The sequence below is a fragment of the Acinetobacter sp. LipI_23 genome, from assembly GCF_058243045.1.
On the sequence record NZ_JBZAYJ010000001.1, the window covers coordinates 1,250,878 to 1,276,824 of the forward strand.

The 25,947-nt window shown below is 41.2% G+C and carries 28 protein-coding genes and 1 tRNA gene; 19 read left to right on the forward strand and 10 right to left on the reverse strand.

Annotated elements, in window-relative coordinates:
• Positions 1–151: 151 nt before the first annotated feature.
• Positions 152–898 (forward strand): ornithine uptake porin CarO, encoded by a 747-nt coding sequence (gene carO / locus AC4CVD_RS06135; protein ID WP_078425991.1) that lies wholly within the window; start codon positions 152–154, stop codon positions 896–898.
• Between the two features lie 59 nt (positions 899–957).
• On the opposite strand, the gene AC4CVD_RS06140 is transcribed toward carO, so the two are convergent.
• The 7 genes from AC4CVD_RS06140 to AC4CVD_RS06170 form a co-directional block, all read right to left on the reverse strand.
• Entirely contained in the window at positions 958–2,166 is a 1,209-nt protein-coding gene (locus tag AC4CVD_RS06140; protein ID WP_490752448.1) for an outer membrane protein transport protein, read from the reverse strand.
• Between the two features lie 118 nt (positions 2,167–2,284).
• Positions 2,285–3,208: a CysB family HTH-type transcriptional regulator gene (locus tag AC4CVD_RS06145; RefSeq protein ID WP_114837097.1), complete on the reverse strand. Its 924-nt coding sequence runs from the start codon at positions 3,206–3,208 to the stop codon at positions 2,285–2,287.
• 57 nt (positions 3,209–3,265) lie between these two features.
• The gene (locus tag AC4CVD_RS06150) at positions 3,266–4,327 is read right to left on the reverse strand and encodes a sulfate/molybdate ABC transporter ATP-binding protein (protein ID WP_490752450.1); all 1,062 of its coding nucleotides are present in this window, start codon (positions 4,325–4,327) and stop codon (positions 3,266–3,268) included.
• Between the two features lie 12 nt (positions 4,328–4,339).
• The gene (gene cysW / locus AC4CVD_RS06155; RefSeq protein WP_004693818.1) at positions 4,340–5,221 is read right to left on the reverse strand and encodes a sulfate ABC transporter permease subunit CysW; all 882 of its coding nucleotides are present in this window, start codon (positions 5,219–5,221) and stop codon (positions 4,340–4,342) included.
• Positions 5,218–6,051 (reverse strand): sulfate ABC transporter permease subunit CysT, encoded by an 834-nt coding sequence (gene cysT, locus AC4CVD_RS06160; protein ID WP_004693816.1) that lies wholly within the window; start codon positions 6,049–6,051, stop codon positions 5,218–5,220. The genes cysW and cysT overlap by 4 nt, the downstream gene beginning before the upstream one ends.
• An 85-nt stretch (positions 6,052–6,136) precedes the next feature.
• A complete protein-coding gene (locus tag AC4CVD_RS06165) occupies positions 6,137–6,742 on the reverse strand; it encodes an RBBP9/YdeN family alpha/beta hydrolase (RefSeq protein ID WP_114837095.1) in 606 nt (201 codons plus the stop codon).
• 36 nt (positions 6,743–6,778) lie between these two features.
• Complete coding sequence (locus AC4CVD_RS06170) at positions 6,779–7,789, reverse strand: sulfate ABC transporter substrate-binding protein (protein ID WP_490752453.1); 1,011 nt, start codon at positions 7,787–7,789, stop codon at positions 6,779–6,781.
• Between the two features lie 164 nt (positions 7,790–7,953).
• Between AC4CVD_RS06170 and pabC the strand changes: the two genes are divergently transcribed.
• The 4 genes from pabC (at position 7,954) to AC4CVD_RS06190 (ending at position 10,927) form a co-directional block, all read left to right on the forward strand.
• A complete protein-coding gene (pabC, locus tag AC4CVD_RS06175) occupies positions 7,954–8,766 on the forward strand; it encodes an aminodeoxychorismate lyase (protein WP_490752455.1) in 813 nt (270 codons plus the stop codon).
• Positions 8,767–8,821: 55 nt separating this feature from the next.
• Positions 8,822–9,823 (forward strand): endolytic transglycosylase MltG, encoded by a 1,002-nt coding sequence (gene mltG, locus AC4CVD_RS06180; protein ID WP_394804229.1) that lies wholly within the window; start codon positions 8,822–8,824, stop codon positions 9,821–9,823.
• Positions 9,824–10,423 carry a dTMP kinase gene (gene tmk, locus AC4CVD_RS06185; protein ID WP_183176178.1) on the forward strand — a complete coding sequence of 200 codons (600 nt, stop codon included), beginning with the start codon at positions 9,824–9,826 and terminating at the stop codon, positions 10,421–10,423. It abuts the gene before it with no gap.
• A gap of 87 nt (positions 10,424–10,510) precedes the next feature.
• On the forward strand, positions 10,511–10,927 hold the full coding sequence (locus AC4CVD_RS06190; RefSeq protein WP_010326437.1) for a PaaI family thioesterase: 417 nt from the start codon (positions 10,511–10,513) through the stop codon (positions 10,925–10,927).
• A 45-nt stretch (positions 10,928–10,972) separates the two neighbouring features.
• On the opposite strand, the gene nadB is transcribed toward AC4CVD_RS06190, so the two are convergent.
• Positions 10,973–12,607: an L-aspartate oxidase gene (gene nadB / locus AC4CVD_RS06195; RefSeq protein ID WP_017397087.1), complete on the reverse strand. Its 1,635-nt coding sequence runs from the start codon at positions 12,605–12,607 to the stop codon at positions 10,973–10,975.
• 229 nt (positions 12,608–12,836) lie between these two features.
• Here nadB and AC4CVD_RS06200 point away from each other — a divergent pair, with 229 nt between their 5' ends.
• The 11 genes from AC4CVD_RS06200 (at position 12,837) to AC4CVD_RS06250 (ending at position 22,081) form a co-directional block, all read left to right on the forward strand.
• The gene (locus AC4CVD_RS06200; protein WP_004980546.1) at positions 12,837–14,216 is read left to right on the forward strand and encodes a Do family serine endopeptidase; all 1,380 of its coding nucleotides are present in this window, start codon (positions 12,837–12,839) and stop codon (positions 14,214–14,216) included.
• A gap of 111 nt (positions 14,217–14,327) precedes the next feature.
• Positions 14,328–14,804 carry an acyl-CoA thioesterase gene (locus AC4CVD_RS06205; RefSeq protein ID WP_490752458.1) on the forward strand — a complete coding sequence of 159 codons (477 nt, stop codon included), beginning with the start codon at positions 14,328–14,330 and terminating at the stop codon, positions 14,802–14,804.
• A 145-nt stretch (positions 14,805–14,949) separates the two neighbouring features.
• Positions 14,950–16,767, forward strand: a complete 1,818-nt coding sequence (gene lepA / locus AC4CVD_RS06210; RefSeq protein WP_005399692.1) for a translation elongation factor 4 — start codon at positions 14,950–14,952, stop codon at positions 16,765–16,767.
• Between the two features lie 20 nt (positions 16,768–16,787).
• Positions 16,788–17,615 carry a signal peptidase I gene (lepB, locus tag AC4CVD_RS06215; RefSeq protein WP_004693669.1) on the forward strand — a complete coding sequence of 276 codons (828 nt, stop codon included), beginning with the start codon at positions 16,788–16,790 and terminating at the stop codon, positions 17,613–17,615.
• Positions 17,616–17,636: 21 nt separating this feature from the next.
• Positions 17,637–18,011: a DUF4845 domain-containing protein gene (locus tag AC4CVD_RS06220; protein WP_004693667.1), complete on the forward strand. Its 375-nt coding sequence runs from the start codon at positions 17,637–17,639 to the stop codon at positions 18,009–18,011.
• Entirely contained in the window at positions 17,983–18,675 is a 693-nt protein-coding gene (gene rnc / locus AC4CVD_RS06225) for a ribonuclease III (RefSeq protein ID WP_004693665.1), read from the forward strand. Before AC4CVD_RS06220 ends, rnc begins: the two co-directional genes overlap by 29 nt.
• 6 nt (positions 18,676–18,681) lie before the next feature.
• Positions 18,682–19,710 (forward strand): GTPase Era, encoded by a 1,029-nt coding sequence (gene era / locus AC4CVD_RS06230; RefSeq protein WP_004693663.1) that lies wholly within the window; start codon positions 18,682–18,684, stop codon positions 19,708–19,710.
• Between the two features lie 35 nt (positions 19,711–19,745).
• Positions 19,746–19,943, forward strand: coding sequence for an NF038104 family lipoprotein (locus AC4CVD_RS06235; RefSeq protein ID WP_004693662.1), 198 nt, complete (start codon positions 19,746–19,748; stop codon positions 19,941–19,943).
• Between the two features lie 10 nt (positions 19,944–19,953).
• Positions 19,954–20,664, forward strand: coding sequence for a DNA repair protein RecO (recO, locus tag AC4CVD_RS06240; protein WP_004980401.1), 711 nt, complete (start codon positions 19,954–19,956; stop codon positions 20,662–20,664).
• A 13-nt stretch (positions 20,665–20,677) separates the two neighbouring features.
• Complete coding sequence (gene pdxJ, locus AC4CVD_RS06245; RefSeq protein ID WP_490752460.1) at positions 20,678–21,403, forward strand: pyridoxine 5'-phosphate synthase; 726 nt, start codon at positions 20,678–20,680, stop codon at positions 21,401–21,403.
• Positions 21,404–21,427: 24 nt separating this feature from the next.
• Positions 21,428–22,081: a MiaE family protein gene (locus AC4CVD_RS06250; protein ID WP_490752462.1), complete on the forward strand. Its 654-nt coding sequence runs from the start codon at positions 21,428–21,430 to the stop codon at positions 22,079–22,081.
• Positions 22,082–22,889: 808 nt separating this feature from the next.
• Here the strand turns inward: AC4CVD_RS06250 and AC4CVD_RS06255 are convergent.
• Positions 22,890–22,965: transfer RNA gene (locus AC4CVD_RS06255), tRNA-Asn, on the reverse strand.
• Between the two features lie 251 nt (positions 22,966–23,216).
• Between AC4CVD_RS06255 and AC4CVD_RS06260 the strand changes: the two genes are divergently transcribed.
• Positions 23,217–23,675, forward strand: a complete 459-nt coding sequence (locus AC4CVD_RS06260; protein WP_490752464.1) for a hypothetical protein — start codon at positions 23,217–23,219, stop codon at positions 23,673–23,675.
• A 69-nt stretch (positions 23,676–23,744) separates the two neighbouring features.
• On the opposite strand, the gene AC4CVD_RS06265 is transcribed toward AC4CVD_RS06260, so the two are convergent.
• The gene (locus tag AC4CVD_RS06265; RefSeq protein ID WP_490752466.1) at positions 23,745–24,179 is read right to left on the reverse strand and encodes a PaaI family thioesterase; all 435 of its coding nucleotides are present in this window, start codon (positions 24,177–24,179) and stop codon (positions 23,745–23,747) included.
• Positions 24,180–24,521: 342 nt separating this feature from the next.
• Between AC4CVD_RS06265 and AC4CVD_RS06270 the strand changes: the two genes are divergently transcribed.
• Both AC4CVD_RS06270 and AC4CVD_RS06275 read left to right on the forward strand, forming a co-directional pair.
• A complete protein-coding gene (locus AC4CVD_RS06270; RefSeq protein WP_490753491.1) occupies positions 24,522–24,944 on the forward strand; it encodes a GFA family protein in 423 nt (140 codons plus the stop codon).
• Between the two features lie 128 nt (positions 24,945–25,072).
• Positions 25,073–25,942, forward strand: coding sequence for a DMT family transporter (locus tag AC4CVD_RS06275; protein WP_490752467.1), 870 nt, complete (start codon positions 25,073–25,075; stop codon positions 25,940–25,942).
• Positions 25,943–25,947: the final 5 nt, after the last annotated feature.

Here is a 25,947-nt window from a genome sequence, read left to right on the forward strand (position 1 = left end):
GATTTACAACAACAAGAAAGTATAAAATGTATCAAAAAATAACAAAAACAGTCCAAATCTAGAATAAAAAACAGTCAGAGGGTGTTTTAAGATGGGCTCATCAAAAAATTGTAAATGATGTATAAAAATCTTTAATTGGAGGAGAAAAAACATGAAATCATTACGTTTAGTTGCAATCGCAGCAGCAATGTCAGCAGTCGCAGGTACAGCTTTTGCTGATGATGCAGTCGTAAAAGATGGTTATGCTTTTGACCAAAATAAATTAATTCCTACTGGTGTTCGTGCTGAAGTTGGTACAACAGGTTATGGTGGTGCTTTGTTGTGGACAGCTAACCCATATGTGGGTTTAGCTTTAGGTTATAACGGTGGTGACATTTCATGGTCTGATGATTTGTCTATCGATGGCACCAAATACGACATGGATATGGACAACAGCCTTGCTTATTTAAATGCTGAGATTCGTCCATGGGGTACAAGTACAAATCGATGGGCTCAAGGTTTATACGTTGCAGCTGGTGTAGGTTACATTGATAACGATTATGCATTGAGCAAACGTTTGAATAATTCAAATGACACAATCAAAATTGATGGTAAGAACTTCAATGCTCCATCAGGTAGTGGTTCTGTCGATGGTTCTTTAGCATATAAAAATGATATTGCTCCATATGTAGGTTTTGGTTTAGCACCTAAGATTAATCAAAACTGGGGTGTATTTGGTGAAGTGGGTGCTTACTACACAGGTAACCCTTCTGTAAATTTAACAGCGACAGGATTACAAGAAGTCGGTGGTTCAACTTCAGGTCAAACTGCTGCTGATAATGAAGCGCGTAAAATTGCGAATGACGATAAATACGAGTGGATGCCAGTTGCAAAACTAGGTGTAAGTTACCACTGGTAATTAACACATAAAAAACGAGCTTCGGCTCGTTTTTTTATGTCTGACTTTAGCTAAATTCTTTAAAAATGATGGGCAAATTTGAGTCCTAAGATCCATGCATCATTATCATTCAGCGCTGAAAGTCCTGTAATGTTTCCCAGTGGGTTTGAGTCGTAAGCTGTTTTTGACTTCTTAAAACGTAAATAATATAGACCAGCCGCAATATCAAACTGAGTGTTATATGTGTATATGCTGCCTAGCCCAATACCTTGGTACCCATCACTTGGGTTAAGGGTAGATGCAGGATTATTAATCCCCGAGTCCCAGAGCAGTTCCATAGTACTCAGCCACTTTTTGTTCCATACGTGTGCTAAGCCGAGTTTTGCAGACCATTGATCTTCATTGTACTGAATAAGTTTGACGTCTTTGGCTTCAGGGTAAAATATCGCAATATAATCGATCACAGCTTTAAATTTGGGTGGCTGAATGACAAAGTCTTGCCAATTTACCCAGCGTAGCGTCCCATACAAGATATTTTGATAGGGGAGTCCTGTCATGAAATCAAGGTTTACCGATTGTGGTGTTTTCACTTCCATCACATTGGGTGTATCTACGCCGACTTCGATAGACTCTGTTGTGGTGATTTCATGCTTAATCGCAGAGCGATAGGTCAAAGATGTTCTAAAATAATATTCAGGGATTTGATAACTAATACCTGCTAACCAGCCCAAGCTTTCATCTTGTTTAAACTTGGCATCATAGCCATCAAACACAGAATAGGCCTGACCTTTCGCTTTTAAAGAACCTGCAAAGCTTTGATAGCTTAAACCGCCATAGACTTCCCATTGTGGGCTGAATTGGTAGCCTAAAAGCGAGCTGAGATTATGACTTTCAAAGTCGATATCGGCAGATTCAACTTCATGACTTTCACCATAAATATTTGGGTGATAGTGATAATCGATGTCTACAGCAAAAGGCTGGTCATAAATGACAGTAAAGTTGAATTGAGGATTTAGTTGGAGTTTTAATGCAGCTCCCAGCATTACTTGTTTATTGCTTAAATTGCCTGTTGAAAAGTCAGTGATGCCAAACTGTTGTAGTGTCTCGACCTGTTGAACTTGGCCAGAAACATCTGGATCAATATAAGCCAGAGAAATTTCTGCATAATTTCCACGTTCAAAAAAGGGTTGTATTGTTTGACCTGATCGTTCAAAAGCAGCAGCAAAGCATGATCCCGACGAATAGAAGCATAAACAAAGTAATGGAGAGCCCAACAGATTTTTACTCACTGTTATTGCTCACTATTGTTTTTATCAGTTGATCAAATAATACACTATACCCATTTAAAGTATATGGTTTTAAAAATAAAAAAGAGACTCTGAAGTCTCTTTTTAGAATAAAAGCGTTTTAGTCTTCTGGATAAGCCACTCTTTTCAGTGCTTTTATATCAGCATCTGGTGAGCACAGCGAGATAAATTCATAGCCATAGCCACGTAGGAGGTGACCTTTACGTACTGCAATCCATGTGGTATTGAGACCAAAAATATCAGTTGGAATTTGTTTTAAACGATAGTCACGTTCAACGTCATACGCCACATTATTGACAATACCAACGCCCATATTCAGTTCAACATAGGTTTTAATCACATCGGCATCTAAAGCAGACATTACGATGTCAACATCCACACCTGCATCTTCAAAAGCTTTGTCAATTTTTGAACGTCCTGTGAAACCGCCGTGATAGGTAATCAGTGGATATTCTGCCAAGTCTGCAATACTAATATTTTGTTTGCTTGCCAGTGGGTGATTTTGTGGGGTAATAATACTGTGTTGCCAATTATAGAACGGCACGCTAGCCAGATTATCTTCTGTGGTCAGTGATTCAGTTGCAATACCAATATCAGCTTCACCTTGTAGAAGCATTTCGGTAATTTCAACAGGACTGGCTTGTTGCAAAATAAGATGAACCTTTGGAAACTCTTTTTTGAATTGATTGACAATCGGCGGTAGCACATAACGCGCTTGCGTATGTGTAGTTGCAATCGTCAAAGTGCCTTCATCGACACGGTTAAAATCATCTGCCAGACGTTTAATATTGTCTGCGTCGACCAACATGCGTTCAACAATGCCCAGTAGTGCTTGACCTGGTTCAGTTAAACCGAGTAAGCGTTTCCCTTTACGAATAAAAAGCTGTACGCCTAATTCATCTTCTAGGTCTTTGATGTGCTTACTGACGCCTGACTGAGAGGTATACAGTGCAGCAGAGGCTTCGGTGAGGTTGAAGTTTTGTCTCACCGTTTCTCGAATAATTCTGAGTTGTTGAAAGTTCATAGTTTTGGATCTCTTTTATGATGAATGAGGCATTCAACATGCCCCATTCAATTGGTCTTAAGCCGCAGGTTTTGCAAATAAATGCAAGTTTGATGGGCTTAACCATACCGTTTGATTAGGTCTAAATTGGTGTAATTTTGCTTCTTCAGAAGTCAGTGATATTTCAATCAGTTTGCCTTGACGATCATGGAGCTCTGCAACTACCTTGCCCGCGATCCATAATTCTCGAACGAACGTTGCTTGGATGGCGTTGTCTTGTGGCTGTGCATGGATCCTTAATTCATCTGGACGGGCAAAGGCAATCACTTCACCCGACGGTGCATTGCGTAAAGAGTCTAATTGAATACGGTCTTCACCAATTTGGATCGTCCCTGCGTTATTTTGACCTTCGAAACGGTTTGCTTGACCTAAGAAGTCAAACACAAAAGGCGTTGCAGGCTTTTCATAAACTTCGCGGGGTGATCCAATTTGCTCAACATTCCCTTTATTCATCACAATGATTTGATCTGCGACTTCCAAAGCTTCTTCTTGGTCATGCGTTACAAAGATTGAGGTGATATGAAGTTCATCATGCAAAGTACGTAACCAACGACGGAGCTCTTTACGTACTTTTGCATCCAAAGCACCAAAAGGTTCATCCAGTAACAGTACGCGTGGTTCAACTGCTAAAGCACGTGCCAGTGCAATACGTTGACGCTGGCCGCCTGAGAGTTGTGCTGGGTAACGATCTGCCAAGAAGCCCAATTGGACTAAGTCCAGCAAACGCGTGACACGTTTTTTAATTTCAGCTTCAGATGGGCGTGTTGCACGTGGGCGAACGCGGAGACCAAAAGCAATATTGTCAAATACGGTCATATGGCGAAACAAGGCATAGTGCTGAAATACAAAGCCAACTTCACGTTCACGTACGTGTACATTGGTTGCATCTTCACCTTCCAAGATGACTTGACCGCCATCTGCGGACTCAAGTCCTGCAATAATACGAAGCAGGGTGGTTTTACCACAGCCTGATGGGCCGAGTAATGCAACCAATTGACCATCAGGAAAATCGAGAGAAATGTTATTCAGCGCATGGAACGCACCAAAGTGTTTTTCAATATTTTTAACTTGAATACTCATGAGGTCATTCCTTTAAACTGTTGAATCATTATGTTTGTTTTGCTTTTCTTGGCGAATCTCAACCCATGTTTTTAATACAAGGGTCACAATCGCTAAAAGCGCCAAGAGTGAAGACACAGCAAAAGCCGCACTGAAGGTATATTCGTTATAGAGAATTTCGACATGCAGAGGTAAGGTATTGGTTTCACCACGAATATGACCTGAAACGACCGATACCGCACCAAACTCACCCATGGCACGTGCATTACACAGAATGACGCCGTAAATTAAACCCCATTTGATGTTGGGTAGGGTTACTTTCCAGAAGGTTTGCCAGCCTGATGCACCTAGTACAATCGCAGCTTCTTCTTCTTCCGTACCTTGAGCTTCCATGAGCGGAATAAGTTCACGTGCAACAAAAGGAACGGTGATAAAGATCGTTGCTAATACAATGGCAGGAACGGCATACAGAATTTTGATGTCGTTATCCATGAGCCAACTACCGAACCAACCTTGCGTACCAAAAATCAGTACCAGCATTAAGCCCGCGATAACAGGGGATACTGAAAATGGCATATCAATAATCGTGGTTAAGATGGATTTACCACGAAAGTTAAATTTGGCCACACACCAAGCGGCTGCAACACCAAATACGACATTCAGTGGAACTGCAATCACCGCGGTTAATAAAGTGAGTTTGACTGCGGAGAGAGTGTCTGGATGAACCAAGGCTTGTGCATAGACGCCAACCCCTTGTTTAAAGGCCTCAACGAACACCAAAATCAGCGGTAAGATCAAACAGCTTAAAAAGAACAGTAGGGCAATCGTAATCAGGGTATAGCGAACCCAAGTTGGCTCACGTGTTGCATCACGCGATTGTAGCTTTTCAGCAAGCGCATTACTGTTGATATTCATCGTGCTGTTCTCCCTGTACGACGGCTTGCCCATGCTTGTAACAAGTTAATCAGGAATAAAATGGCAAAAGACAGCACCAACATGACGACTGCAATTGTGGTTGCACCTGCATAGTCATATTCTTCTAAGCGTGAAATAATCATGAGCGGCGCAATTTCTGTTTTAAACGGTTGGTTCCCTGCAATAAAGATAACTGAACCGTATTCACCGACGCCACGTGCAAAGGCAAGTGCAAAACCAGTAATGAGTGCTGGAAATAAAATCGGCAAAATCACTTTGGTCACAATCTGTAAACGGTTAGCACCTAATGCTGATGCTGCTTCTTCTAACTCTGTTTCCAAGTCGCTGAGGACAGGTTGTACAGTTCGCACCACAAACGGAATACCAATAAAAATCAGTGCCAATGTAATACCAATTGGGGTATAGGCCACTTGAATCCCTAAAGGCTCAAGATACTGACCGATCCAACCTGTAGGCGCATAAAGCGAGGTGAGTGCAATACCTGCAACCGCAGTGGGTAAGGCAAACGGCAAGTCGACCAAGGCATCTACAATGCGTTTACCCGGAAAACGATAACGAACCAAACACCATGCTAGAAGGAGACCAAAAACCACATTAATAAACGCGGCGATCAGGGCTGTACTAAAACTGAGTTGCAAAGATTTTAAAATACGTTCTGAACTTAAAATTTCCCATAAACCATCCCAACCAATGCCTAAAGATTTAATAAAAACAGCGGACAATGGAATAAGAACGATTAATGACAAATATGCTAGGGTAAAGCCTAGAGAAAGACCAAATCCTGGCAGCACTCGGGATCGCTGCGACATGATTACTCCTCAAAGAGAGAAAGCTGACCTAAAAAGAGTCAGCTCAAATAAAACTGAATTTCGGCACAAGTATCATTTGCAGCGTTTAAATTGCAAATTTAAATAAATACTTGCTTTCATTGTAAAAACTAATGTTTTTTAGCACATTTTCTGAAATCAAAAAATCATAAATTTCAGGGAATGGCCCAAAACCTGACGCAACATTAATATGTCCGACTTGGCCCAAGTTCTTAGGCCTAATTTTCCATGCTTTTGCCAGTTGCAGCGCATCTTGAAAATTGAGCCAAGGATCATTTTCGCTGATGATCATTTGGGTAGGAACTTGTAGCTTGAGTTGGTGGAAATACTGTTGATAGTCATTTTGGCTATCACGAGCAAAACCAGCATCACCAAAGCGAGCAGGGTTGGCCGGTGCAACCAGAACTAAATTTTTAATGTTTTGATTTAGTTCAGGATACTGTGCTAAAGCAGCGACTGTCGTTAAACAACCAAAGCTATGCGCCACAATTTGAATCGGTTCCTGAATGGCTTGAACCGTTTTGACAAATTGTTCAATCCACTCATGGAGTACGGGTTTATTCCAATCCTGCTGCTGTACACGAGAGCATGACTTGAGCTGACGTTGTAACCACGATTGCCAGTGGCCATGTTCACTTCCACCCACGCCCGGTACAATTACAGTATGAATCATGTCGATGCTCCTTACAGCTATTTACTGGACTCGGTTTTATTTCGTCGTATTGGCTTTCACAATTTGGTCAAATACACCACCATTTTCAAAGTGCTGTTTTTGTACCTTGGTCCAACCGCCAAATTCTTTATCAATGGTCACCAACTTCAACGGTTTGAATGTGGCTGCATATTTTTTCAAGACAGTTGCATTACGTGGGCGATAGAAGTTTTTCGCCGCAATTTCCTGTCCAGCAGGTGAATACAAATAGTTGAGATATGCTTTCGCCAGATTCAGATTGCCGTCTTTTTCCGCATTTTTTTCAACAATGGCAACGGGTGGTTCTGCCAAAATAGATAGCGAAGGCGTCACGATCTCAAACTTACCCGGTTGTTCACGAATCGCTAAATGTGCTTCGTTTTCCCATGCTAAGAGAACATCACCGATACCGCGTTCAGCAAAAGTTGTGGTTGCACCACGTGCACCTGAATCTAACACTTTGGTATTTTTATAAATTTTACGTACGAATTCTTGTGCTTTGGCGTCGTTACCCGCAGGTTGATGTTTCGCCCAAGCCCAAGCTGCTAAGTAGTTCCAGCGTGCACCGCCCGATGTTTTTGGATTTGGTGTAATAATGCCAACACCCGGCTTAATGAGGTCGCCCCAGTCTTTAATACCTTGTGGGTTACCTTTACGGACAAGGAACACGATAGTCGAAGTATATGGTGTCGAGTTATTCGGTAGTTTCTTTTGCCAGTTGATCGGTAAAAGTTTTGCTTTTTCAGCAATCACATCGATATCTGCTGCAAGTGCAAGGGTCACCACATCCGCACCTAAACCATCAATCACTGAACGGGCTTGTTTACCCGAGCCGCCATGAGACTGTTTGAAGTTGATGTCTTGTCCTGTGCGTTGTTTCCAATAAGCGCCAAACTGTTTGTTGACATCTTCATAGAGTTCGCGTGTTGGATCATACGACACGTTAAGGAAATCTTTTGCTGCAATACCAAAAGATGTGACTGAAACTAGCGCTGCTAGTACCCCAATTTTTAATTTAGATAAGCTCATGTCAGACCTCAAATTTTAAACGTTTTTAAACATGAGGCAAGAATACTGTGAGTCTTATTGCTAAAAAAATAATAAAAAATGAATTTTATATGAATAAAAAAGAAAAAGAGTTCGGCTTAGAATTCATTAAACTAAAGCAGAAAATTGTTTCAGGGTAGATTGGCATGCATTGCTATAAAAATGCACAAGAAATCAAACAAATAGAATTATTAGATCGTGCATTTCACTATGGAGATGGTTGTTTTAGTACAGCGCGTATCCGTGAGGGTGTGATTGAGCTAGAGTCTCTACATATAGCACGCTTGAAATTGGCCTGTGAAAGACTGTTGTTGTCAGCAGATTTAGCCTTTATTCAGCACAGCATCGTGCAATTAAAACAAACCCATGCACACTTAAACGGCACTCTGAAAATTATTATTAGTCGGGGTGAAGGGCAGCGCGGTTATAGTTTGCCAACACATTCTGCTGACATTTGGGTTTTTTTCTATCCGCAAGCATCAGAGGCTTTGACATACAGCGAAATTGATTCAGGGGTACTGCAACATGCGATGGGGTTAAGTATGCCGCAAATGGTGGGTGTGAAAAGCTTAAACCGTTTAGAGCAAGTCTTACTCAAGCATGAAGCAGAACAACACGGTTGGTTGGAAGCGTTGGTCACAGATGTGCAAGGTTCTGTCGTTGAAGGTGTGAGCAGTAATTGTTTCATTCTGCTAAATGATCGATGGATTAGTCCCGAACTTCGTTATAATGGCGTGCATGGTGTCATGCGTGCCGAAATATTGGCACGGATGCAGCAACAAGGAATGAGCTGTGAGCTGAGAATGATTGATATGGAAGAAATTCCACGCTTTCAAAGTTTATTTTTCTGCAATGCCTTGAGTCCTATGAGAATAGCCAAAAGTCTGAATCATCAGTATTTAGATGTTCAGCCGTGTATAGATTTGTTCCATCGTCTTCAACTTAATCAGATGCAGTAGTATGTCCGCAGCCAAAACCAAATCGAAAAAGAAAACGCAACCACCCAAACGAAAAATGAAAGGGTTGTTATTGATTGCTGTGAGCATCATTGTTTTATTGATGATTGTACTGTGGTCGAGTTTGTTTAAATCTTATCCTGTCGAGGGTAAAAAACAGTTATTGGCAATTAACTCTGGCGATACCTATTCCGGTTTTATTGACCGCTTAGCCAAAGAAGACATGGCTAGTTTTCCCATTATTTTAAAGCTTTATCAAAAAATATTTATTCATGACACGTTGAAAGCCGGTGTTTATGAAGTGCGTGAAGGTATGAGTATTCGCCAAGTTTTGGATATGATTTCCAATGTCGATAATGCCGAGATGAATCGTATATTGGTGATTGAAGGGACGACCTTTAAACAGCTGATCGAGGCATTGAAAAAGGATGCATTGGTTAAAAAGGAAGTCTCCAATTTACCCATGGATCAGCTTTTAAAAGCGTTAGATATTCCGTATACGCATGCTGAAGGGCTTTTTGCCCCCGATACTTACTTCTTCGCCAAAGGGGAGTCAGACAAAAAAATCTTAACGGATTTATACAAACGCCAAATGAAAGCTTTAGATGAAGCGTGGGCAAACCGTGCGGCAAATTTGCCGTATAAAGACAAATACGAAGCCCTGATCATGGCCTCTATCATTGAAAAAGAAACCAATGTTGACCGCGAACTGGAGCAAGTTTCGGGTGTGTTTGCGCGTCGTCTTCAACTCGGCATGCGTTTGCAAACAGATCCGACCGTGATTTATGGCATGGGCGATAAATATACAGGCAATATTACCCGCCAAGACTTGCGTACTCCAACAGCCTATAATACTTATACCATCAATGGTTTACCTCCTACACCAATTGCTTTACCAAGTAAAAAAGCCATTGAAGCTACCATGCACCCAGATAACAGCAAAAACATCTACTTTGTTGCAACGGGCAATGGTGGGCACACATTTAGTGAGACTTTAGAGCAGCACAACCAAGCTGTAAAAGAATATCTCAGTGTTTTAAAAACCAAGAAGGATGAATAGATGTTTATTAGTTTTGAGGGCACAGAAGGTGTCGGTAAAACCACACTGATTCGCAAAATTTATGAGCATCTAGAACAACAAGGCCAGCAGGTTGTTTTAACGCGTGAGCCAGGTGGTACACCGATGGCTGAGCAAATTCGCTCACTATTATTGTCAGTCAATCATGAAGAGTCGATGTCGAATGATACTGAACTGCTGCTGATGTACGCGGCTCGTGCACAGCACTTACAACAAGTGATCATGCCTGCTTTAACGGAACATAAAACCGTATTGTGTGACCGTTTTACCGATGCCAGCTTTGCTTACCAATGTGCAGGACGTGGTTTAAGCCAGTCGAAGCTGCAACTGCTGAATGAAAACTTTGTCAGCCATATGCCAAATATTACATTTTGGCTCGATGCCCCGATTGAGACAGGCATGTCTCGTGCGCGGGAACGGGGGGCTTTGGATCGTTTTGAACAAGAAAAAGTCACTTTCTTTGAAAAAGTCAGAGCAGGTTATCAGCAGTTATGGGAACAATATCCTGAGCGAGTAAAACGCTTGGATGCAACACAGTCACCCGAGCAGGTTTTTGCACAAGCGTTGCAATATTTAAACTAAAAATATGCCTGAAATGTTATTTCAGACTGTAGTGAAATACATTTTTCTTTTATAGTCAGTGACAAAGGACTGTATGTTGAAGGAAAAATGAAAAGTAACTTAACTGAGATTGTGGCTTTTTTGGAAAAGGAATTTCCGCAAAGTTTAGAAAAATGTCGTATCGAATCTGTCACTGAGCGCGCAGCAACAGTCGTGTATCAGGTAGATGAGCGCGATTTGCGACCGGGTGGAACGGTTTCAGGCCCAACCATGATGACTCTTGCAGACTATGCATTGTATATCGCTATTTTAGGGGAAATTGGGTTGGTCGGTTTAACCGTGACCACCAATTTATCGGTCAACTTTCTAAGTAAACCCGCAGCATCTACAAATATCCGCGGTGAATGTAAGTTAATGAAAGTTGGCAAAGCATTGGTGGTTGGGGATGTGTGGTTGTATTCAGTGGGTAAGGATGAACCCATTGCACATGTGGTGGGAACTTATTCTATTCCACCCAAATCCTAAAAAATGTCTGAATAAAAAAGCCTGACGAATCAGGCTTTTTTTAAATTAGTTATTCACTAAAGGGGTTTCAACTTTAAAATTTAAAGGGGTGAGTACGGTTTTACGCAGTTCATTCGACAGTTCAGGGTAATCTAAAGTGTAGTGTAGACCGCGCGATTCTTTACGCTCCATAGCACAACGCACGATCATTTCAGAGACTAAAACCAAATTACGCAGTTCGATCAGATTTTTGCTGACTTGGTAATCTTGGTAATACTCGGTAATTTCTCGCTTCAACATTTCAATGCGGTGTAGCGCACGTTCAAGACGTTTCGTAGTACGCACAATGCCGACGTAGTTCCACATGGTTTGACGGAGTTCATCCCAGTTCTGCAAAATCACCACATCTTCATCAGGATTCATCACTTGTGAGTCATCCCAAGACGGAGCAGTTGGGGATTGGTAATTTGAATCAAAACTTTTTTCGATGTGCTCTGCTGCACTCATGCCATACACAAAACACTCTAACAGTGAGTTGCTGGCCATACGGTTGGCGCCATGCAAGCCAGTATATGAGGTTTCCCCAATCGCATAGAGACCTGTAATGTCAGTTTGACTGTGTTCATCAACCACTACACCGCCACAGGTATAGTGCGCAGCAGGAACAACAGGAATCATTTCCTTGGTAATGTCGATGCCGAGTTCGAGTAAGCGTGCGTACAAGGTCGGAAAATGTTCTTTAATGAAACTTTCGGGCTTATGGCTAATGTCGAGCCATACGTGACGAATTCCTAAGCGTTTGATTTCATAGTCAATAGCTCGCGCCACAATGTCACGTGGGGCAAGTTCTGCGCGTTCATCAAAGCGCAACATAAAGCGTTCGCCATCGGGTAAACGTAAATAAGCACCTTCACCACGCATTGCTTCAGTAATGAGGAAAGAGCGTGCTTGCGGGTGGTATAAACAGGTTGGGTGGAATTGGTTAAATTCCATATTGGCCACGCGGCAACCCGCACGAAACGCCATGGCAATACCATCGCCCGTTGCAATGTCTGGGTTCGAGGTATACAGATAGGCTTTCATGGCACCGCCACACGCCAGCGCGGTAAAAGGGGCTAAAAAGGTATGTACTTTTTCAGTCTTTTCATCGAGTGCATAGAGTCCTAATGCACGATTTTGTTCTTCCAAGCCCAGTTTTTGAGAGGTAATTAAATCGATGGCGATGTAATTCTCAAAAATGGTGATGTTGTCTTTTTCAATCGCACGCTCAACTAAGGTGGTTGAAATGGCACGACCTGTAGCATCTGCGGCATGAATAATACGGCGTTGAGAATGTCCACCTTCACGTGTTAGATGCAATTGTTCTTGATCATCAAGGGTAAACTGCACGCCGTGTTTCAGTAGAAAATCAACAGAAGGTTTACCGCCTTCAACGGTTTGCTTTACGGCTTCGGTCTCACACAAGTGAGCGCCCGCAATCATGGTGTCATCAATGTGCTGTTCGATGGAATCCGTTTCATCTAAAACAGCGGCAACGCCACCTTGTGCATAGAAGGTACTTGCATCGGTCAGGTTTGATTTTGCAAGAACAGCAATATTGAAATGTTGAGGCAACGATAAGGCCAAGCTCAGGCCTGCACCGCCACTTCCCACAATAATCACATCAAAATGATGTGTTGTGTTTAAATTAGACATGTCCATCAGCTAATTTGGAAAAAGTTCGCTAATGACAGCGCTTTTTTCACGAAAAGGCAAGGGTAAAATCTCTACAATTGATGGGAAATATAAATAAAGAACGTATTTTTTAAGCAAATTTTAAGCTCTTGTTTATACAAACATAATAGAACATATTATTACCCAAGACAGACAAAGATTATGCTAAAAACGCTAATACATAAATTGATAACAAACATATAGGTCAATACTTGATATGAAAAGTCGCGCGATACAAACTGGTTTTTTTGCTGTTGCATGCACAATGGCTGCGGTGCAAACACAAGCAGCACCTGTTGATTTCTCAAACTTAGTTGAGCAAGTTAGCCCTGCGGTAGTGAGTGTCAATGTGGTTAAAAAGATGACTCAAGAAGAGTTACTGCAGCAGCAAATACCTGAGATTTTGAAGCGTTTTTTTGGTAATCAAGTCATTATTCCGCAGCAGCAAGCGCCGCAAGAAAAAACGGCTTATGGCAGCGCATTTTTTATTAGTAAAGATGGGTATTTACTGACAAACCACCACGTCGTAGAAGATGCATCGAAAGTCACGATTATGTTTAATGACCGTCGTGAACTGGATGCAACTGTAGTAGGTAGTGATGAACGAACGGATGTGGCCCTGCTTAAGGTGAATGGTACGAATTTTCCATCACTCCGTGCTGGCAATGTTGATCAATTGCGTGTAGGTGAACCTGTGCTTGCGATAGGTTCACCGTTTGGTTTTGATTACTCGGCTTCGGCAGGAATCGTGAGTGCGAAAATGCGCAATATGATGGGGGAGACATCGGTACCCTTCATTCAAACCGATGTGGCTCTCAACCCAGGAAACTCAGGCGGTCCGTTATTCAACCAACAGGGTGAAGTGGTTGGGGTGAACTCGCGTATCTTCAGTGGTACGGGCGGTTATATGGGGCTGTCTTTCTCGATTCCAATTGATGTCGCAATGGATATTGCTGACCAACTTAAGAAAACCGGCAAAGTGACCCGTTCTTATTTAGGCTTTAATCTACAAGATTTAGACCGTAATTTGGCAGAGTCTTATAATTTGCCAAAACCTGAAGGTTCATTGATTACCAATGTTCAGCCGAATTCACCTGCGCAGAAAGCGGGACTAAAAGCAGGCGATATTATTTTAAAATTCAACGGAACGCCGATTTCACGTACCTCTGAGTTGTTGAACTATTTAAATCGTACCATGCCAAATCAAACGGTACAGCTTGAAGTACTGCGTGATGATAAAAAGCGTAATATATCGGCAACATTAACCACAGCACCAGATGATACACCTGCAAAATCAGATACAGTTACACAAAGTAAAGGGCCTGTGTTAGGTATTGCTATCCGAAATTTAGCACCTGCTGAATTGTCACAGCTCAATGTGAAAGGTGGTGTGTTAATTCAAGAAGTGAAACGTGGCGGTGCAGCAGCACAGTCAGGTATGGCGGCTGGTGATGTGGTCACTCACATTAATAATAAAGTCGTAAAAGACACCAATGATTTTGTCCAAGCGGCGTCTGAGTTGAAAAAAGGTCAGGTTGCCCGCGTTGGAATCATCCGACAAGGCACACCAGCCATTTTAGGGATGCGCATCCAATAAGCGAAAAAAACCACTCTTCGGAGTGGTTTTTTATTTTTTGCAATTTGATGATGTCTGTTATTTGCGTACACTGCCATCTTCATAGGGATATTTAGATTCAATAGAGTGTTTATGAGTAGTATTTTTGACTTAAGACTTCAGGTACAAGCAGAACATATCGACCAGTTAGGCCATGTGAATAATGTGGTTTATATGCATTGGATGCAGGATGTCGCAACAGCACATATTGATGCATTGGGCTTAGGCTTAAAAGAATATATCGAGTTAAAACATGCCATGGTTGCAGTTGAGCATCATGTGCAGTACCGAAAAGCTGCATTTGAAGAGGATGAAATAATCCTACGTACATGGTTTGACGATATAAATGCATTATATTCTTCACGCCAATATATGTTTTATAGACCCAAAGACAATAGCATTTTATTTGTTGCTCAAACCAAGTGGGCTTGCGTAGAGATTGAAACCGGCCGTGCAAAACGTATGTCACCTAGTTTTACTCAAGCTTACCAACCGCTTGCAAAAGATGTGAATGCCTTAGATTTTTCAATGGATTATTCAAAAAGCCCAGTGAAAAGCGAAAACACGTAAAAAAGCGTCAGAGTTGTGAAAAGGAAGCGTATTAATATGGATACTTTAAAAAAACCATCTGTTATAATCCTTCGCAATTTCTATTCGGCTTTTGTTGTGCATCGAAATTTGTCTGCATAACGCTTCATTTTGTTCAAGGTAGCCCATGGCGCAAGCTAAAAAATCTGTTGATATTAAAAATATCCGTAATTTCAGTATTATTGCTCACATTGACCACGGGAAGTCAACGCTCGCTGACCGCTTTATTCAAACCTGTGGTGGTTTGCAAGATCGTGAAATGCAAGCACAAGTACTTGACTCCATGGAACTTGAACGTGAGCGTGGTATTACCATTAAAGCTGCGTCGGTTACTTTGTATTACACCCATCCAAATGGCCAAGAGTATCAATTGAACTTTATTGATACACCAGGCCACGTCGACTTTTCATATGAAGTGTCACGCTCATTGGCGGCTTGTGAAGGTGCATTGTTGGTTGTAGATGCAGCACAAGGCGTGGAAGCACAGTCAGTTGCGAACTGTTACACCGCAATTGAGCAAGGTCTCGAAGTCCTTCCTGTATTGAATAAAATTGATTTACCACAGGCTGAACCTGAACGTGTGATTCAAGAAATTGAAGACATTATTGGTATTGAGGCGACTGAAGCACCAACCTGTTCGGCAAAAACAGGTCTTGGGATTGATAGCGTTTTAGAAACCCTTGTTAATGTCATTCCTGCACCTACTGGTGATCGTAATGCGCCATTACAAGCTTTAATTATCGACTCTTGGTTTGATAACTACTTAGGCGTTGTTTCTTTGGTGCGGGTGAAAGAAGGTCGTGTGCGTAAGGGCGACAAGATGTTGATGAAATCAACAGGTCAAACGCACATCATTACTTCTGTGGGTATTTTCAATCCTAAGCATACTGAGACAGACATCCTTGAAGCGGGTGAAGTTGGTTTCGTAATTGCAGGGATTAAAGACATTTTTGGTGCGCCAGTGGGTGATACGATTACCCTTGCCAACACACCAGAAGTCAAAACCTTACCGGGCTTTAAAAAAGTGAAGCCGCAGGTTTATGCAGGTTTGTTCCCAATTGATTCAAGTGAATTTGAACCGTTTCGTGAAGCTTTGCATAAACTTCAGATCAATGACTCGGCGTTATTCTTTGAACCTGAAAGTTCAGATGCTTTAGGTTTTGGTTTCCGTTGTGGCTTCTTAGGCATGCTACATATGGAAATCGTGCAAGAGCGTTTAGAGCGTGAGTATGATTTAGACCTCATTTCATCTGCACCGACAGTGATTTATGAAGCGGTGATGAAGAATGGTGAAACGATTTATATCGATAGCCCATCTAAAATGCCAGATGGTTCAACGGTTGAAGACTTACGTGAGCCGATTGCTGAGTGCCATATCCTTGTACCGCAAGAGTATTTGGGTAATGTCATGACTTTATGTGTGGAACGCCGTGGTGTTCAAAAAGACATGAAGTTTATGGCGAACCAAGTTTCAATTACCTTTGAAATTCCAATGGCGGAAGTGGTGATGGACTTCTTTGATAAATTGAAGTCGTGTTCACGTGGTTTTGCGTCGCTCGATTATAACTTTGTACGTTTTGAAAGTTCATCATTGGTAAAAGTCGATGTTCTAATCAATGGCGATAAAGTCGATGCCTTGGCAATGATTTGTCACCGTCAAGATGCACGTCACCGTGGTATTGCATTGGTTGAAAAAATGAAAGATTTAATTCCACGTCAAATGTTTGATGTGGCAATTCAAGCGGCCATAGGCGCACAAATTATTGCTCGTTCAACCGTAAAGGCAATGCGTAAAAACGTATTGGCGAAATGTTATGGTGGTGACGTTTCTCGTAAGAAGAAACTGCTATCGAAGCAAAAAGAAGGTAAAAAACGCATGAAGCAAGTGGGAAGTGTAGAAATCCCACAAGAAGCGTTCTTGGCTGTGTTGAAAGTAGAAAGATAAAAAGGTAGGAATATAAGCCCATGGATTTTGATTTTAATTTGATACTTGTTCCTGTCACACTAATTTTCTTTTTGGTGTGGTTGCTCGATAAGTTTGTATTTAAACAACGAGCGACAAAAGGCAAGGGAAATGAAAATTTTGTCATTACGTGGGCTTATGATTTTTGGCCAGTCCTTGCGATTGTTCTATGCTTACGTTCATTCTTTTATGAACCTTTTAATATTCCTTCGGACTCGATGGTGCCGACTTTAGAAACAGGTGACTTCATCTTGGTCAACAAGTTTGACTATGGTGTGCGCCTGCCGATCGTGAATAAAAAAGTGATTGATGTGGGTGAGCCTGAGCGTGGTGATGTGATTGTCTTCCGTTATCCACCGCAACCGACGATCAGCTATATCAAACGTGTAGTTGGTATTCCTGGCGATCACATTGTTTTTGATCATGGGCAATTAACCATTAATGGTCAAAAAGTTGCTAAAGTTCCTGTTGAATTTAGCCGTGAAAAAGACCGTTTAGACACGCCTACTTCGATATATCATAAAGAAACGATTGGCAAGCATACCTTTACCATGCGTGAGTTAGAAGGTGTTAATGTTGCACGCCAAGCACCGTATATTAACTTTGTAGAAAATGGTAAATACTCTGCTGAAAATGGTTTATATTGGGAAGTGAAAGTAAAAGAAGGCGAGTACTTTGCGATGGGGGATAATCGCGATCAAAGTGCTGACAGTCGTTTCTGGGGAATGGTTCCTGAACAGAACCTAACAGGTCGTGCATTTTATATTTGGATGCATAAAGAACCTGGCTTTAAGTTGCCGTCATTTAACCGTAACGGTAGCATTGACTAATATCGATTCGGAAAATAAAAAATGCGTAAGAATCAACAAGGGGCATCTTATATCGCCATTTTATTTGCAATCATGGGGTTTGCATTTATGGCGAAAGTGGCTATTGCAGTTTGGGCTCCCTATTTTGATGATCGGATGATCAATAGCCAAATTGAGGAAGTATTTCAAAGCAGCCCGAAAAATATTCAGCCCGCGGAGTTTGAGAGTCAGCTTTCAAAGCGTTTGGATATGAATGGCATTCGTGATGTGAAGATTAAAGAAATTATGCAAGTCACCAATACCGAAGGGTTGCAGGTGAAAAAGGAGTATGAGGTAAGAAAACCCTTCTTACTGAATATAGATTTAGTATTAAAGTTCGAGAAAAGTTTTGATCAAAGCTCAGTCCAAGCTAAGTGAAGCCCGCTTAGCGAGCCGTATCGGTTATCAGTTTAAACAACCTGAATTACTTCAGCTTGCACTGACCCACCGATCGGTGAGCCATAAATACAACTATGAGCGCCTAGAGTTTCTAGGCGATTCTTTGTTAGGGATGATTATTGCGAATTATCTCTATAAAGCTTATCCAACTGAAAACGAAGGCCGTTTGACGCGTATGCGTGCAACCTTGGTTCGTCAGGAAGCTTTAGGTAAGATTGCAAATGATTTAAAACTGAGCCAGTCACTCATTTTAAGTACAGGCGAGTTAAAATCAGGTGGACATCATCGCGAGTCCATTCTTGCGGATACAGTTGAGTCGATTATTGGTGCAATCTATGTGGATTGTAGTGATTTAACGGTGTTGGAGCCGATTGTGTTAAAATGGTATGAGCCATATTTAGACCATATTGAGCCAACTGATCAACTTAAAGATCCCAAATCTCGTTTACAAGAATATCTTCAGGCCCGAAAAAAAGCTCTCCCAGTTTATGATGTGGTCGATATTCAAGGTGATGCACCCAATCAGCATTTCAAAGTGGAATGTAAAGTGGATGGATTGTCTGTTGTAAATGGTGAGGGCACCAGTCGCCGTTTTGCTGAACAAGCTGCTGCGGCGGATATTTTAAAACTTTTGGAGCAGTAATCTGCCATGTCAAATTCTTCCGATCACATCGATGCTGATCACGAGTCGCAAAGCGACAGTAATGATTTAATTAGCCAGTTTTTTAGCGAACAAGGCACAGAAATCCCAACGGATTTTCGTAGCGGCTTTGTGGCAATTGTAGGTCGTCCAAACGTAGGCAAGTCTACGTTGATGAACCATTTGTTGGGTCAAAAATTATCGATTACTTCACGTAAACCCCAAACCACACGTCATAAAATTGTGGGAATTGATTCACGTGCAAAATCTCAAGCAGTATTTGTTGATACGCCAGGGATGCATAAAAAAGAAGTACGCGCCATCAACAAAATGATGAACCGTGCTGCGTCTTCTGCATTGCGTGATGTCAACTTGGTATTGTTTGTTCTAGATGCAGACAAGTGGACTCAAAACGATGAGCTCGTTTTGGAAAAACTCAAAAATGCTGAGATGCCGGTGATTCTTGTGATCAATAAAATTGATACACTTGAAAATAAAAACCATGCATTACCTTTAATTCAAGAACGTGCAAAATTAATGAATTTTGCTGAGATTGTTCCTGTTTCTGCGCTACGTGGTGCAAACTTAGACCATCTGCGCGATACCATTGAAAAATATTTACCTTTCCAACCACCGATGTATTCATTGGATCAACTGACAGATCGTTCTGAACGTTTCTTGGCATCAGAAATTATCCGCGAAAAGATTATGCGTCAGTTGGGTGAAGAACTACCTTATGATTTAACCGTGCAAATTGAGTCGTTTAAGACTGAAGAAGCAACGGTGAATGAAAAAACAGGTCGTCCAAAACCAGCGTGTACATACATTGATGCAACGATTTTTGTAGACCGTCCAGGCCAGAAAGCGATTGTGATTGGTGAAAAAGGCGCTAAGCTTAAAAAAATTGGTATGGATGCCCGTATCGATATGGAAAAAATGTTTGAACAAAAGATCATGTTGACACTTTGGGTTAAGGTGAAAGGCGGTTGGTCTGATGATGAACGTGCATTGAAAAGCTTAGGTTATAGCGATATCTAAGTTTTAAGAAAACAAATTTTTATAGGGATGGTGTTATGGTCAAAGTGTTCGCAGTAATGGCTTGTATGTTGTTTTTGCAAGGTTGTATACACAAGATCGTCACCGTTCCTGTAAAGATTGCGTATAAAACCACAAAAGGCGTGGTGAAAGGAACCGCAGCGGTGGTTGGTGCTGTTATCCCAGATGGGGATGATGAAGACAGTGAACAGAATGATAAAGATAAAAAAGATTAGTTAATTCCTCATGCGCAATGAAGTACTGCATGGTTATTTAATTCACCACAGAAAATACCGTGAACGTAGTCATATTGTGCATTTATTTACCCAAGAGCATGGGCGAGTTGATGGCATTCTAAGACAAACCCCGCCGCCACAATATCAGCCGATTTGTTTACAAGCTTCGGGTAAATCTGAACTCAAAAATTTTACAAAACTTGAAATTGTCAATCAGCCGATTTTTTTCTTCGGGGATGCTTTTTTTTCAGGTTTTTATCTCAATGAGATTCTGCTCAGACTATGTCCGCTCGAAGTACAAATGGAGCAAAGTTTTGCTCAATATGCACATACGCTAACGCAATTACAACAACTGGCGCAGCAAGCAGATCCCAATCAATTTTTAAAACAAATTCTAAGACAATTTGAGCACGAACTACTGGAAGATTTGGGCTATGCCTTAGATTTTTCGACTGATGCCAATCAACTCGAAATTCAAGCATCACTCAACTATATATTCCAGCTAAATGAAGGCTTTATTCCTACTGCACAAGCTTCGCGAGCGACCTTAAATGGACAGCAAATTTTAAGCATGTGCCAATATGAAAAGGGTAGGGATTTTGGTTTGGAACAGTTACAATTGCTGACCAAGTTGTATCGACAAATGATCAGTTCATTGTTGGGCGATCGCCCGTTAAAAAGCCGTCAGTTGTGGATTCAGAACACTCAAACTCAATCGTAATTAGGAAATGAATATGGCTGCATTACTTGGTGTAAATATTGACCACGTGGCAACTTTACGACAAGCGCGTGGAACGTCTTATCCTGATCCAGTCAATGCAGCGCTGATCTGTGAGCAAGCAGGGGCGGAAGGGATTACCTTGCATTTACGTGAAGACCGTCGTCATATTCAGGACGATGATGTGCGTCGTATGCGTCCAGCGCTTAAAACACGTATGAATTTGGAACTTGCAGTTACAGATGAAATGATTGCATTTGCCAAAGAAATTAAACCGCACCATGTGTGTTTCGTTCCTGAAAAGCGCCAAGAAGTGACGACCGAAGGTGGTTTGGATGTGGTTGGACATTTTGATGATGTTAAAGCGGCAACTCAAGCCTTGTCTGAGATTGGTTGTGATGTGTCCTTGTTTATTGATGCTGACTTTGCACAAATTGATGCAGCAGTTGCTTGTGGTGCACCAACCATTGAGATTCATACAGGTGCTTATGGTGATGCAGAAACACCTGAAGCTCAGCAACATGAGCTTGAACGTATTGTAAAAGGTGCTGAATATGCGGCATCTAAGGGTTTAGTAGTCAATGCTGGGCATGGACTCAACCTTGAAAATGTAACGCCAATTGCGCAAATTCCACAGATCCACGAATTAAATATCGGTCACTCACTGATTGCCGATGCTATTTTTGTGGGCTTGGAACAAGCTGTACGTGAAATGAAAGCAGTGATTAAAGCTGCACGTTAATTTTAAAGTTTTTAAGATTTGAATATGTCGAATATCAATTATGATGAACTCATGAAGCCCGTCATGGACTTCTTGGGTTGTGAAACACCTAAAGCTTGGTTGACTGAAGCACTAAATAATCTTGATGTGCTGATGCAAGACCATGCGAATTGTGAGAAAAAAGCTGCAGGTACAGCGATGAACCTCATGTTTCGTTATAGCTTTTTTACCGATTTACAAGTCAAGTTGGCACAACTGGTTCGTGAAGAAATGCTGCATTATGAGCAAGTGCTTGAATTTATGAAAAAGCGCGGGCTAGAGTGGAGCAATCTGAGTGCTGGGCGCTATGCGGGTGGTTTACGTAAAGAAGTGCGGACTTATGAGCCCGAGGCTTTAATTGATATTTTAATCATTGGTGCTTTTGTAGAAGCACGTTCATGTGAGCGTTTCTACGCGTTAGCACCTTTGGTAGATGAAGAATTAGGTCGTTACTATCGCTACTTGCTAAAGTCTGAATCACGCCATTTTGAAGACTACTTGGCTTTGGCTTTAGAGGTTGCGCAAAAGGGGAAATTGAAAAATCCGAAAGAAGATATTCAAGCCCGTATTGAACATATCCGTAACGTCGAAAAAGAGCTGATTAGTACGCCTGATGATGTGTTTCGTTTCCATAGTGGTGTGCCTGTGCAAGCGGCTTAGAAATAAAGCGGGTGAATGCCACAGTTTGTAGACTGTTCGAAAGTTGCGAATTCTCAGTGTAGATAATTCTAACTCATTAAAAAGCCCAATCTTTATCGATTGGGCTTTTTAATTAAAGATGGGTAGATATGATGTATTGAGAGCTGTAATTTCTTTCAATAAAATCGCGAAATATGAGTCAGTGGAATGAGTTATTTGAGTAGGTGTGCTTAGAATTTTGACGATGATTTATTGTACTTTTTTATATCTTCCACGTTCCACATCATGAAAAATTGTTGCATCAGAAAGAGTATTTCGCAAAGTCTCAGAGACATGACTTAATTGGGTTGAAGATCTATTTTCTTAAAAAAATATTTTTTAATGATTGGCTGTGGTGGGTGAATAAAAATTAAAAATAAGTTGTCATTTTTCTCATAACGATTACATCTAATAAAGTGGGATGACTAAAACTAAGTAAGTATCCTCAATCTTCATTGTGAATTGCAGCGATTGCGAGTTGTTGTTGATTGAATTGTTCAGCAAGATGTTGGGCTAATAGTTCACCAATAATTTATCCTTCCTATTTTTTCATTTCAGTTGCTGTGATCGGGAAGTGATCTGAACGAACATCCATATGTGTTTTAAATGTGCTCATGATTTTTCTTGTGAATCATTTTTTAGTGTTTTTAAGATAAGTTATTTTCCCAGAGTAGTTTTGTTGTAGCTTTACGTTGAACTTAGTTCGGGGGATTTACATCTTAAGCAGCGAAACTTTTAAGACGTAGAAAAGAAGAAAGCCCACAACATATAGTGTGGGCTTTCTTAAATTTGGCTCTCCAACCTGGGCTCGAACCAGGGACCTGCGGATTAACAGTCCGTCGCTCTACCGACTGAGCTATTGGAGAATCTGCATGCGATTATAAGGACATTTCATAGTGGGTCAAGTCTAAAATGTCATGTTGCTGTCATTTTTATATTGGATGCTTTTTATTTGAACAAAAAAATCATTTTCAAAAAAAATCGTATTGAAGTACTTGCAATATTGAAAAGTCGTTGATAGTCTGATTCCAACAACAGAGCGTTTAAGCGAAAACTTAAACAGTGTGGATTTATAACCAACTTGCCAGCACTAAAATGGCTAAACAGGAGAAAGCGAATGAATACGCTTACCATTTCCGATATTTTTGCAAACCTAGCTGATTACCAAGATCAGTATCTGTCTATTATTTCAAACCCAGAACAATACTATACCCCTGTAGAGTCAGCCTATATTGATGTTTGGCCAGTCGGTTGTACAGACTTGTATTTGGGTGATTTATTACAACTTTGGTTTAGTGAGCGTTGGCTGGTCAACAGTCCTTGTCAGCTCCTTTCTGAACAATCAACGAGTACTCTTAAAAAGACTGTGCAGCGAGAGCATGATCTGTATTTGTATCAGTTGTCAGGCAGTGCTTTATCAGCTAATAATCGTTCAAAAGTCTGGTCTGCTGCTAAAGGTAAAAGTTTAGACGTGAGTTTAGACAGCGCATTTAAACACTATTGTATTTATAAAGGAGTTGAGCGTCCTGATGCCTCAAAATTGCAGACGCTGAAGACGTTTAAAACCGCAATTTGATCTGTTATGCCGAAGTAAAGTTTAATTTGGCGTAAAAAAGGCACTGAAATTTATCAGTGCCTTTCGTTTTTAGGAACGAATAATCATACAGGTGGCTGTGGCATGGGCGTAGAGTTTACCGTCTTCATCTACAATTTTACCTTCAGAAATACCTAAGTTCTTACTGATGTTGATCACGCTGCCCATGGCAAGCAGTTCTTTGTCTCTTGGAATCGGTCGGCACATTTTAATATTCAGATCAATGGTGCCATAGCCAACACCAGCTTCAAGCATAGTATGTATGGCACAACCCGTCACTGAGTCGAGTACTGTTGCTGCAAAGCCACCATGCACGCCACCAAGCGGGTTTAAATGACGATGATCCGCTTTTGCTTTAAAGCTAATTTTCCCTTCAGAAACTTCAAAAGGCTGCATGGGAATGGTTTCACTGATACTTGCGGGTGGAATTTTTCCTGTACACATGGCTTCTAAGAGTTGTAGTCCTGTCATTTCTTTCGGATTCATCTTGTTCATTCCTATATTTATCTATGGGTTCCTTTTTGAAACTTGTTATCCAATTAAACAAAATTCACTCTTTTCGTCAATATTCAGTATTGGATTGATCAGTACAAAATCAACGAAATCATAAACGCGGATTGAGCTGATGTTGCGAACGGATTGCACTTAAAGTGTGTGAGCGTATTCATTTTGATGATTTGAGTGTTGATGGAACTGAGCTAGCTAGATGTGATCATTGTATAAAAAGTTGTGCACAAAATTTATACACTCTTTTGTTTTGTATTTATATATAAGATAAACAAGGTTTTAGTCATTTTACACAGTCTTCACATGAAGAAGGAACTCATAATGAACGTGTCCTGTTTATGCGGTAAAACTAAGTTCCAAGCCGCACTCAAAAATTATGATGTTCATGCTTGTCATTGTTCGATGTGCCGCCAGCAGTCGAGCGGGGTGCTCATGAGTATTGATGTCGAACCTAGTAGTTTAAAGTTTGACAATCAAGAATATTTAAAATTATTCAAGTCGTCGGATTGGGGGGAGCGTGGTTTTTGTAGCGAATGTGGCACGTCACTTTTTTGGCGAACTCAGGACGGCAGCTATTGCAATATCAATGTATTTGCGATGGAAGAACAGCCAAAAGATTTAAAGCTTACAACAGAAATATATATTGATAATAAGCCTGATTTTTACCAATTTAAGTATTCTACAGAGCAGCTCACTGAAGCGGATGTGATTGCTTTATTTTCACCAGATGATGCTAAAAAATAAGATATTCAGGCTGAATCATCTGAGTTACACATTGATATTGCTGATAAATTTCATGAGAAAAACTCTCTAGATTTAATAAGAAATATTCGATATATCTAAAGCAGGCTGTTGAATAAGGACGCTCAAACATGCTGCTTAAAATTTCCATTGCAATGTTGGCCTTTGCAGCCAATTCGGTGCTATGTCGTTTAGCGTTGGCTGAGCAGCAGATTGATCCGATGAGTTTTAGCTTACTTCGGGTCTGTAGCGGTGCAATGGTGTTATTTCTACTGTATATGCTCTCTACTCATAAGGCCAAAATAGAGTGGAGTGTAAAAAATGGATTTTTTCTTGCCTTATATATTGTGGCTTTTTCACTGGCCTATTTGCATATCGACGCGGGTGTAGGTGCATTAGTACTGTTTGGGACAGTGCAGTTAAGTATGGTCAGTTATGGCCTGTGTCATGGTGAAAAAATCAATTTGCGACGCGGGTTGGGGCTGGTGATCGCTATTTTAGGTCTTTTGATTTTATTGCTACCAGGGGCCTCGGCACCTCCTTTAGGCTATGCTGCATTGATGGTACTTTCAGGCATAGGTTGGGCGATGTATAGCATCGCAGGTAAAAATATGCATAATCCACTGGCCAGTAGCTTGGCAAATTTTGTAATGGCGATTCCTTTTGTTGTCTTGGTCTATTTGTTGTTTTACACACAGAGTTTTATCCAGCCAAAAGGTATGCTGTTGGCACTCTTATCTGGTGGTTTGGCATCGAGTGGGGCATATGTACTTTGGTATGCCATAGTGAAGAAAATTGATCGGGTCACGGCCAGTAGCGTGCAATTGTCCGTGCCATGTTTGGCGATTCTGGGTGGCGCATTGTTTATTGGTGAAGCATTGAGCTTCCGAATCATCATTTCCGCGACGATTGTTCTGGCAGGCATTGCCTTGGTGATCTCGGCATCATCTCGCAATAAAGACGTAGATACCATAGATTCTGCTGGTACTACACGGCTCTAAAATTA

Excerpts from the sequence above, each read along its gene's own strand:
- carO (WP_078425991.1), top strand. The coding sequence starts at position 152 with ATGAAATCATTACGTTTAGTTGCAATCGCAGCAGCAATGTCAGCAGTC.
- AC4CVD_RS06145 (WP_114837097.1), bottom strand. The coding sequence starts at position 3,208 with ATGAACTTTCAACAACTCAGAATTATTCGAGAAACGGTGAGACAAAAC.
- AC4CVD_RS06150 (WP_490752450.1), bottom strand. The coding sequence starts at position 4,327 with ATGAGTATTCAAGTTAAAAATATTGAAAAACACTTTGGTGCGTTCCAT.
- cysW (WP_004693818.1), bottom strand. The coding sequence starts at position 5,221 with ATGAATATCAACAGTAATGCGCTTGCTGAAAAGCTACAATCGCGTGAT.
- cysT (WP_004693816.1), bottom strand. The coding sequence starts at position 6,051 with ATGTCGCAGCGATCCCGAGTGCTGCCAGGATTTGGTCTTTCTCTAGGC.
- AC4CVD_RS06165 (WP_114837095.1), bottom strand. The coding sequence starts at position 6,742 with ATGATTCATACTGTAATTGTACCGGGCGTGGGTGGAAGTGAACATGGC.
- AC4CVD_RS06170 (WP_490752453.1), bottom strand. The coding sequence starts at position 7,789 with ATGAGCTTATCTAAATTAAAAATTGGGGTACTAGCAGCGCTAGTTTCA.
- pabC (WP_490752455.1), top strand. The coding sequence starts at position 7,954 with ATGCATTGCTATAAAAATGCACAAGAAATCAAACAAATAGAATTATTA.
- mltG (WP_394804229.1), top strand. The coding sequence starts at position 8,822 with ATGAAAGGGTTGTTATTGATTGCTGTGAGCATCATTGTTTTATTGATG.
- tmk (WP_183176178.1), top strand. The coding sequence starts at position 9,824 with ATGTTTATTAGTTTTGAGGGCACAGAAGGTGTCGGTAAAACCACACTG.
- AC4CVD_RS06190 (WP_010326437.1), top strand. The coding sequence starts at position 10,511 with ATGAAAAGTAACTTAACTGAGATTGTGGCTTTTTTGGAAAAGGAATTT.
- nadB (WP_017397087.1), bottom strand. The coding sequence starts at position 12,607 with ATGGACATGTCTAATTTAAACACAACACATCATTTTGATGTGATTATT.
- AC4CVD_RS06200 (WP_004980546.1), top strand. The coding sequence starts at position 12,837 with ATGAAAAGTCGCGCGATACAAACTGGTTTTTTTGCTGTTGCATGCACA.
- AC4CVD_RS06205 (WP_490752458.1), top strand. The coding sequence starts at position 14,328 with ATGAGTAGTATTTTTGACTTAAGACTTCAGGTACAAGCAGAACATATC.
- lepA (WP_005399692.1), top strand. The coding sequence starts at position 14,950 with ATGGCGCAAGCTAAAAAATCTGTTGATATTAAAAATATCCGTAATTTC.
- lepB (WP_004693669.1), top strand. The coding sequence starts at position 16,788 with ATGGATTTTGATTTTAATTTGATACTTGTTCCTGTCACACTAATTTTC.
- AC4CVD_RS06220 (WP_004693667.1), top strand. The coding sequence starts at position 17,637 with ATGCGTAAGAATCAACAAGGGGCATCTTATATCGCCATTTTATTTGCA.
- era (WP_004693663.1), top strand. The coding sequence starts at position 18,682 with ATGTCAAATTCTTCCGATCACATCGATGCTGATCACGAGTCGCAAAGC.
- AC4CVD_RS06235 (WP_004693662.1), top strand. The coding sequence starts at position 19,746 with ATGGTCAAAGTGTTCGCAGTAATGGCTTGTATGTTGTTTTTGCAAGGT.
- recO (WP_004980401.1), top strand. The coding sequence starts at position 19,954 with ATGCGCAATGAAGTACTGCATGGTTATTTAATTCACCACAGAAAATAC.
- pdxJ (WP_490752460.1), top strand. The coding sequence starts at position 20,678 with ATGGCTGCATTACTTGGTGTAAATATTGACCACGTGGCAACTTTACGA.
- AC4CVD_RS06250 (WP_490752462.1), top strand. The coding sequence starts at position 21,428 with ATGTCGAATATCAATTATGATGAACTCATGAAGCCCGTCATGGACTTC.
- AC4CVD_RS06260 (WP_490752464.1), top strand. The coding sequence starts at position 23,217 with ATGAATACGCTTACCATTTCCGATATTTTTGCAAACCTAGCTGATTAC.
- AC4CVD_RS06265 (WP_490752466.1), bottom strand. The coding sequence starts at position 24,179 with ATGAATCCGAAAGAAATGACAGGACTACAACTCTTAGAAGCCATGTGT.
- AC4CVD_RS06270 (WP_490753491.1), top strand. The coding sequence starts at position 24,522 with ATGAACGTGTCCTGTTTATGCGGTAAAACTAAGTTCCAAGCCGCACTC.
- AC4CVD_RS06275 (WP_490752467.1), top strand. The coding sequence starts at position 25,073 with ATGCTGCTTAAAATTTCCATTGCAATGTTGGCCTTTGCAGCCAATTCG.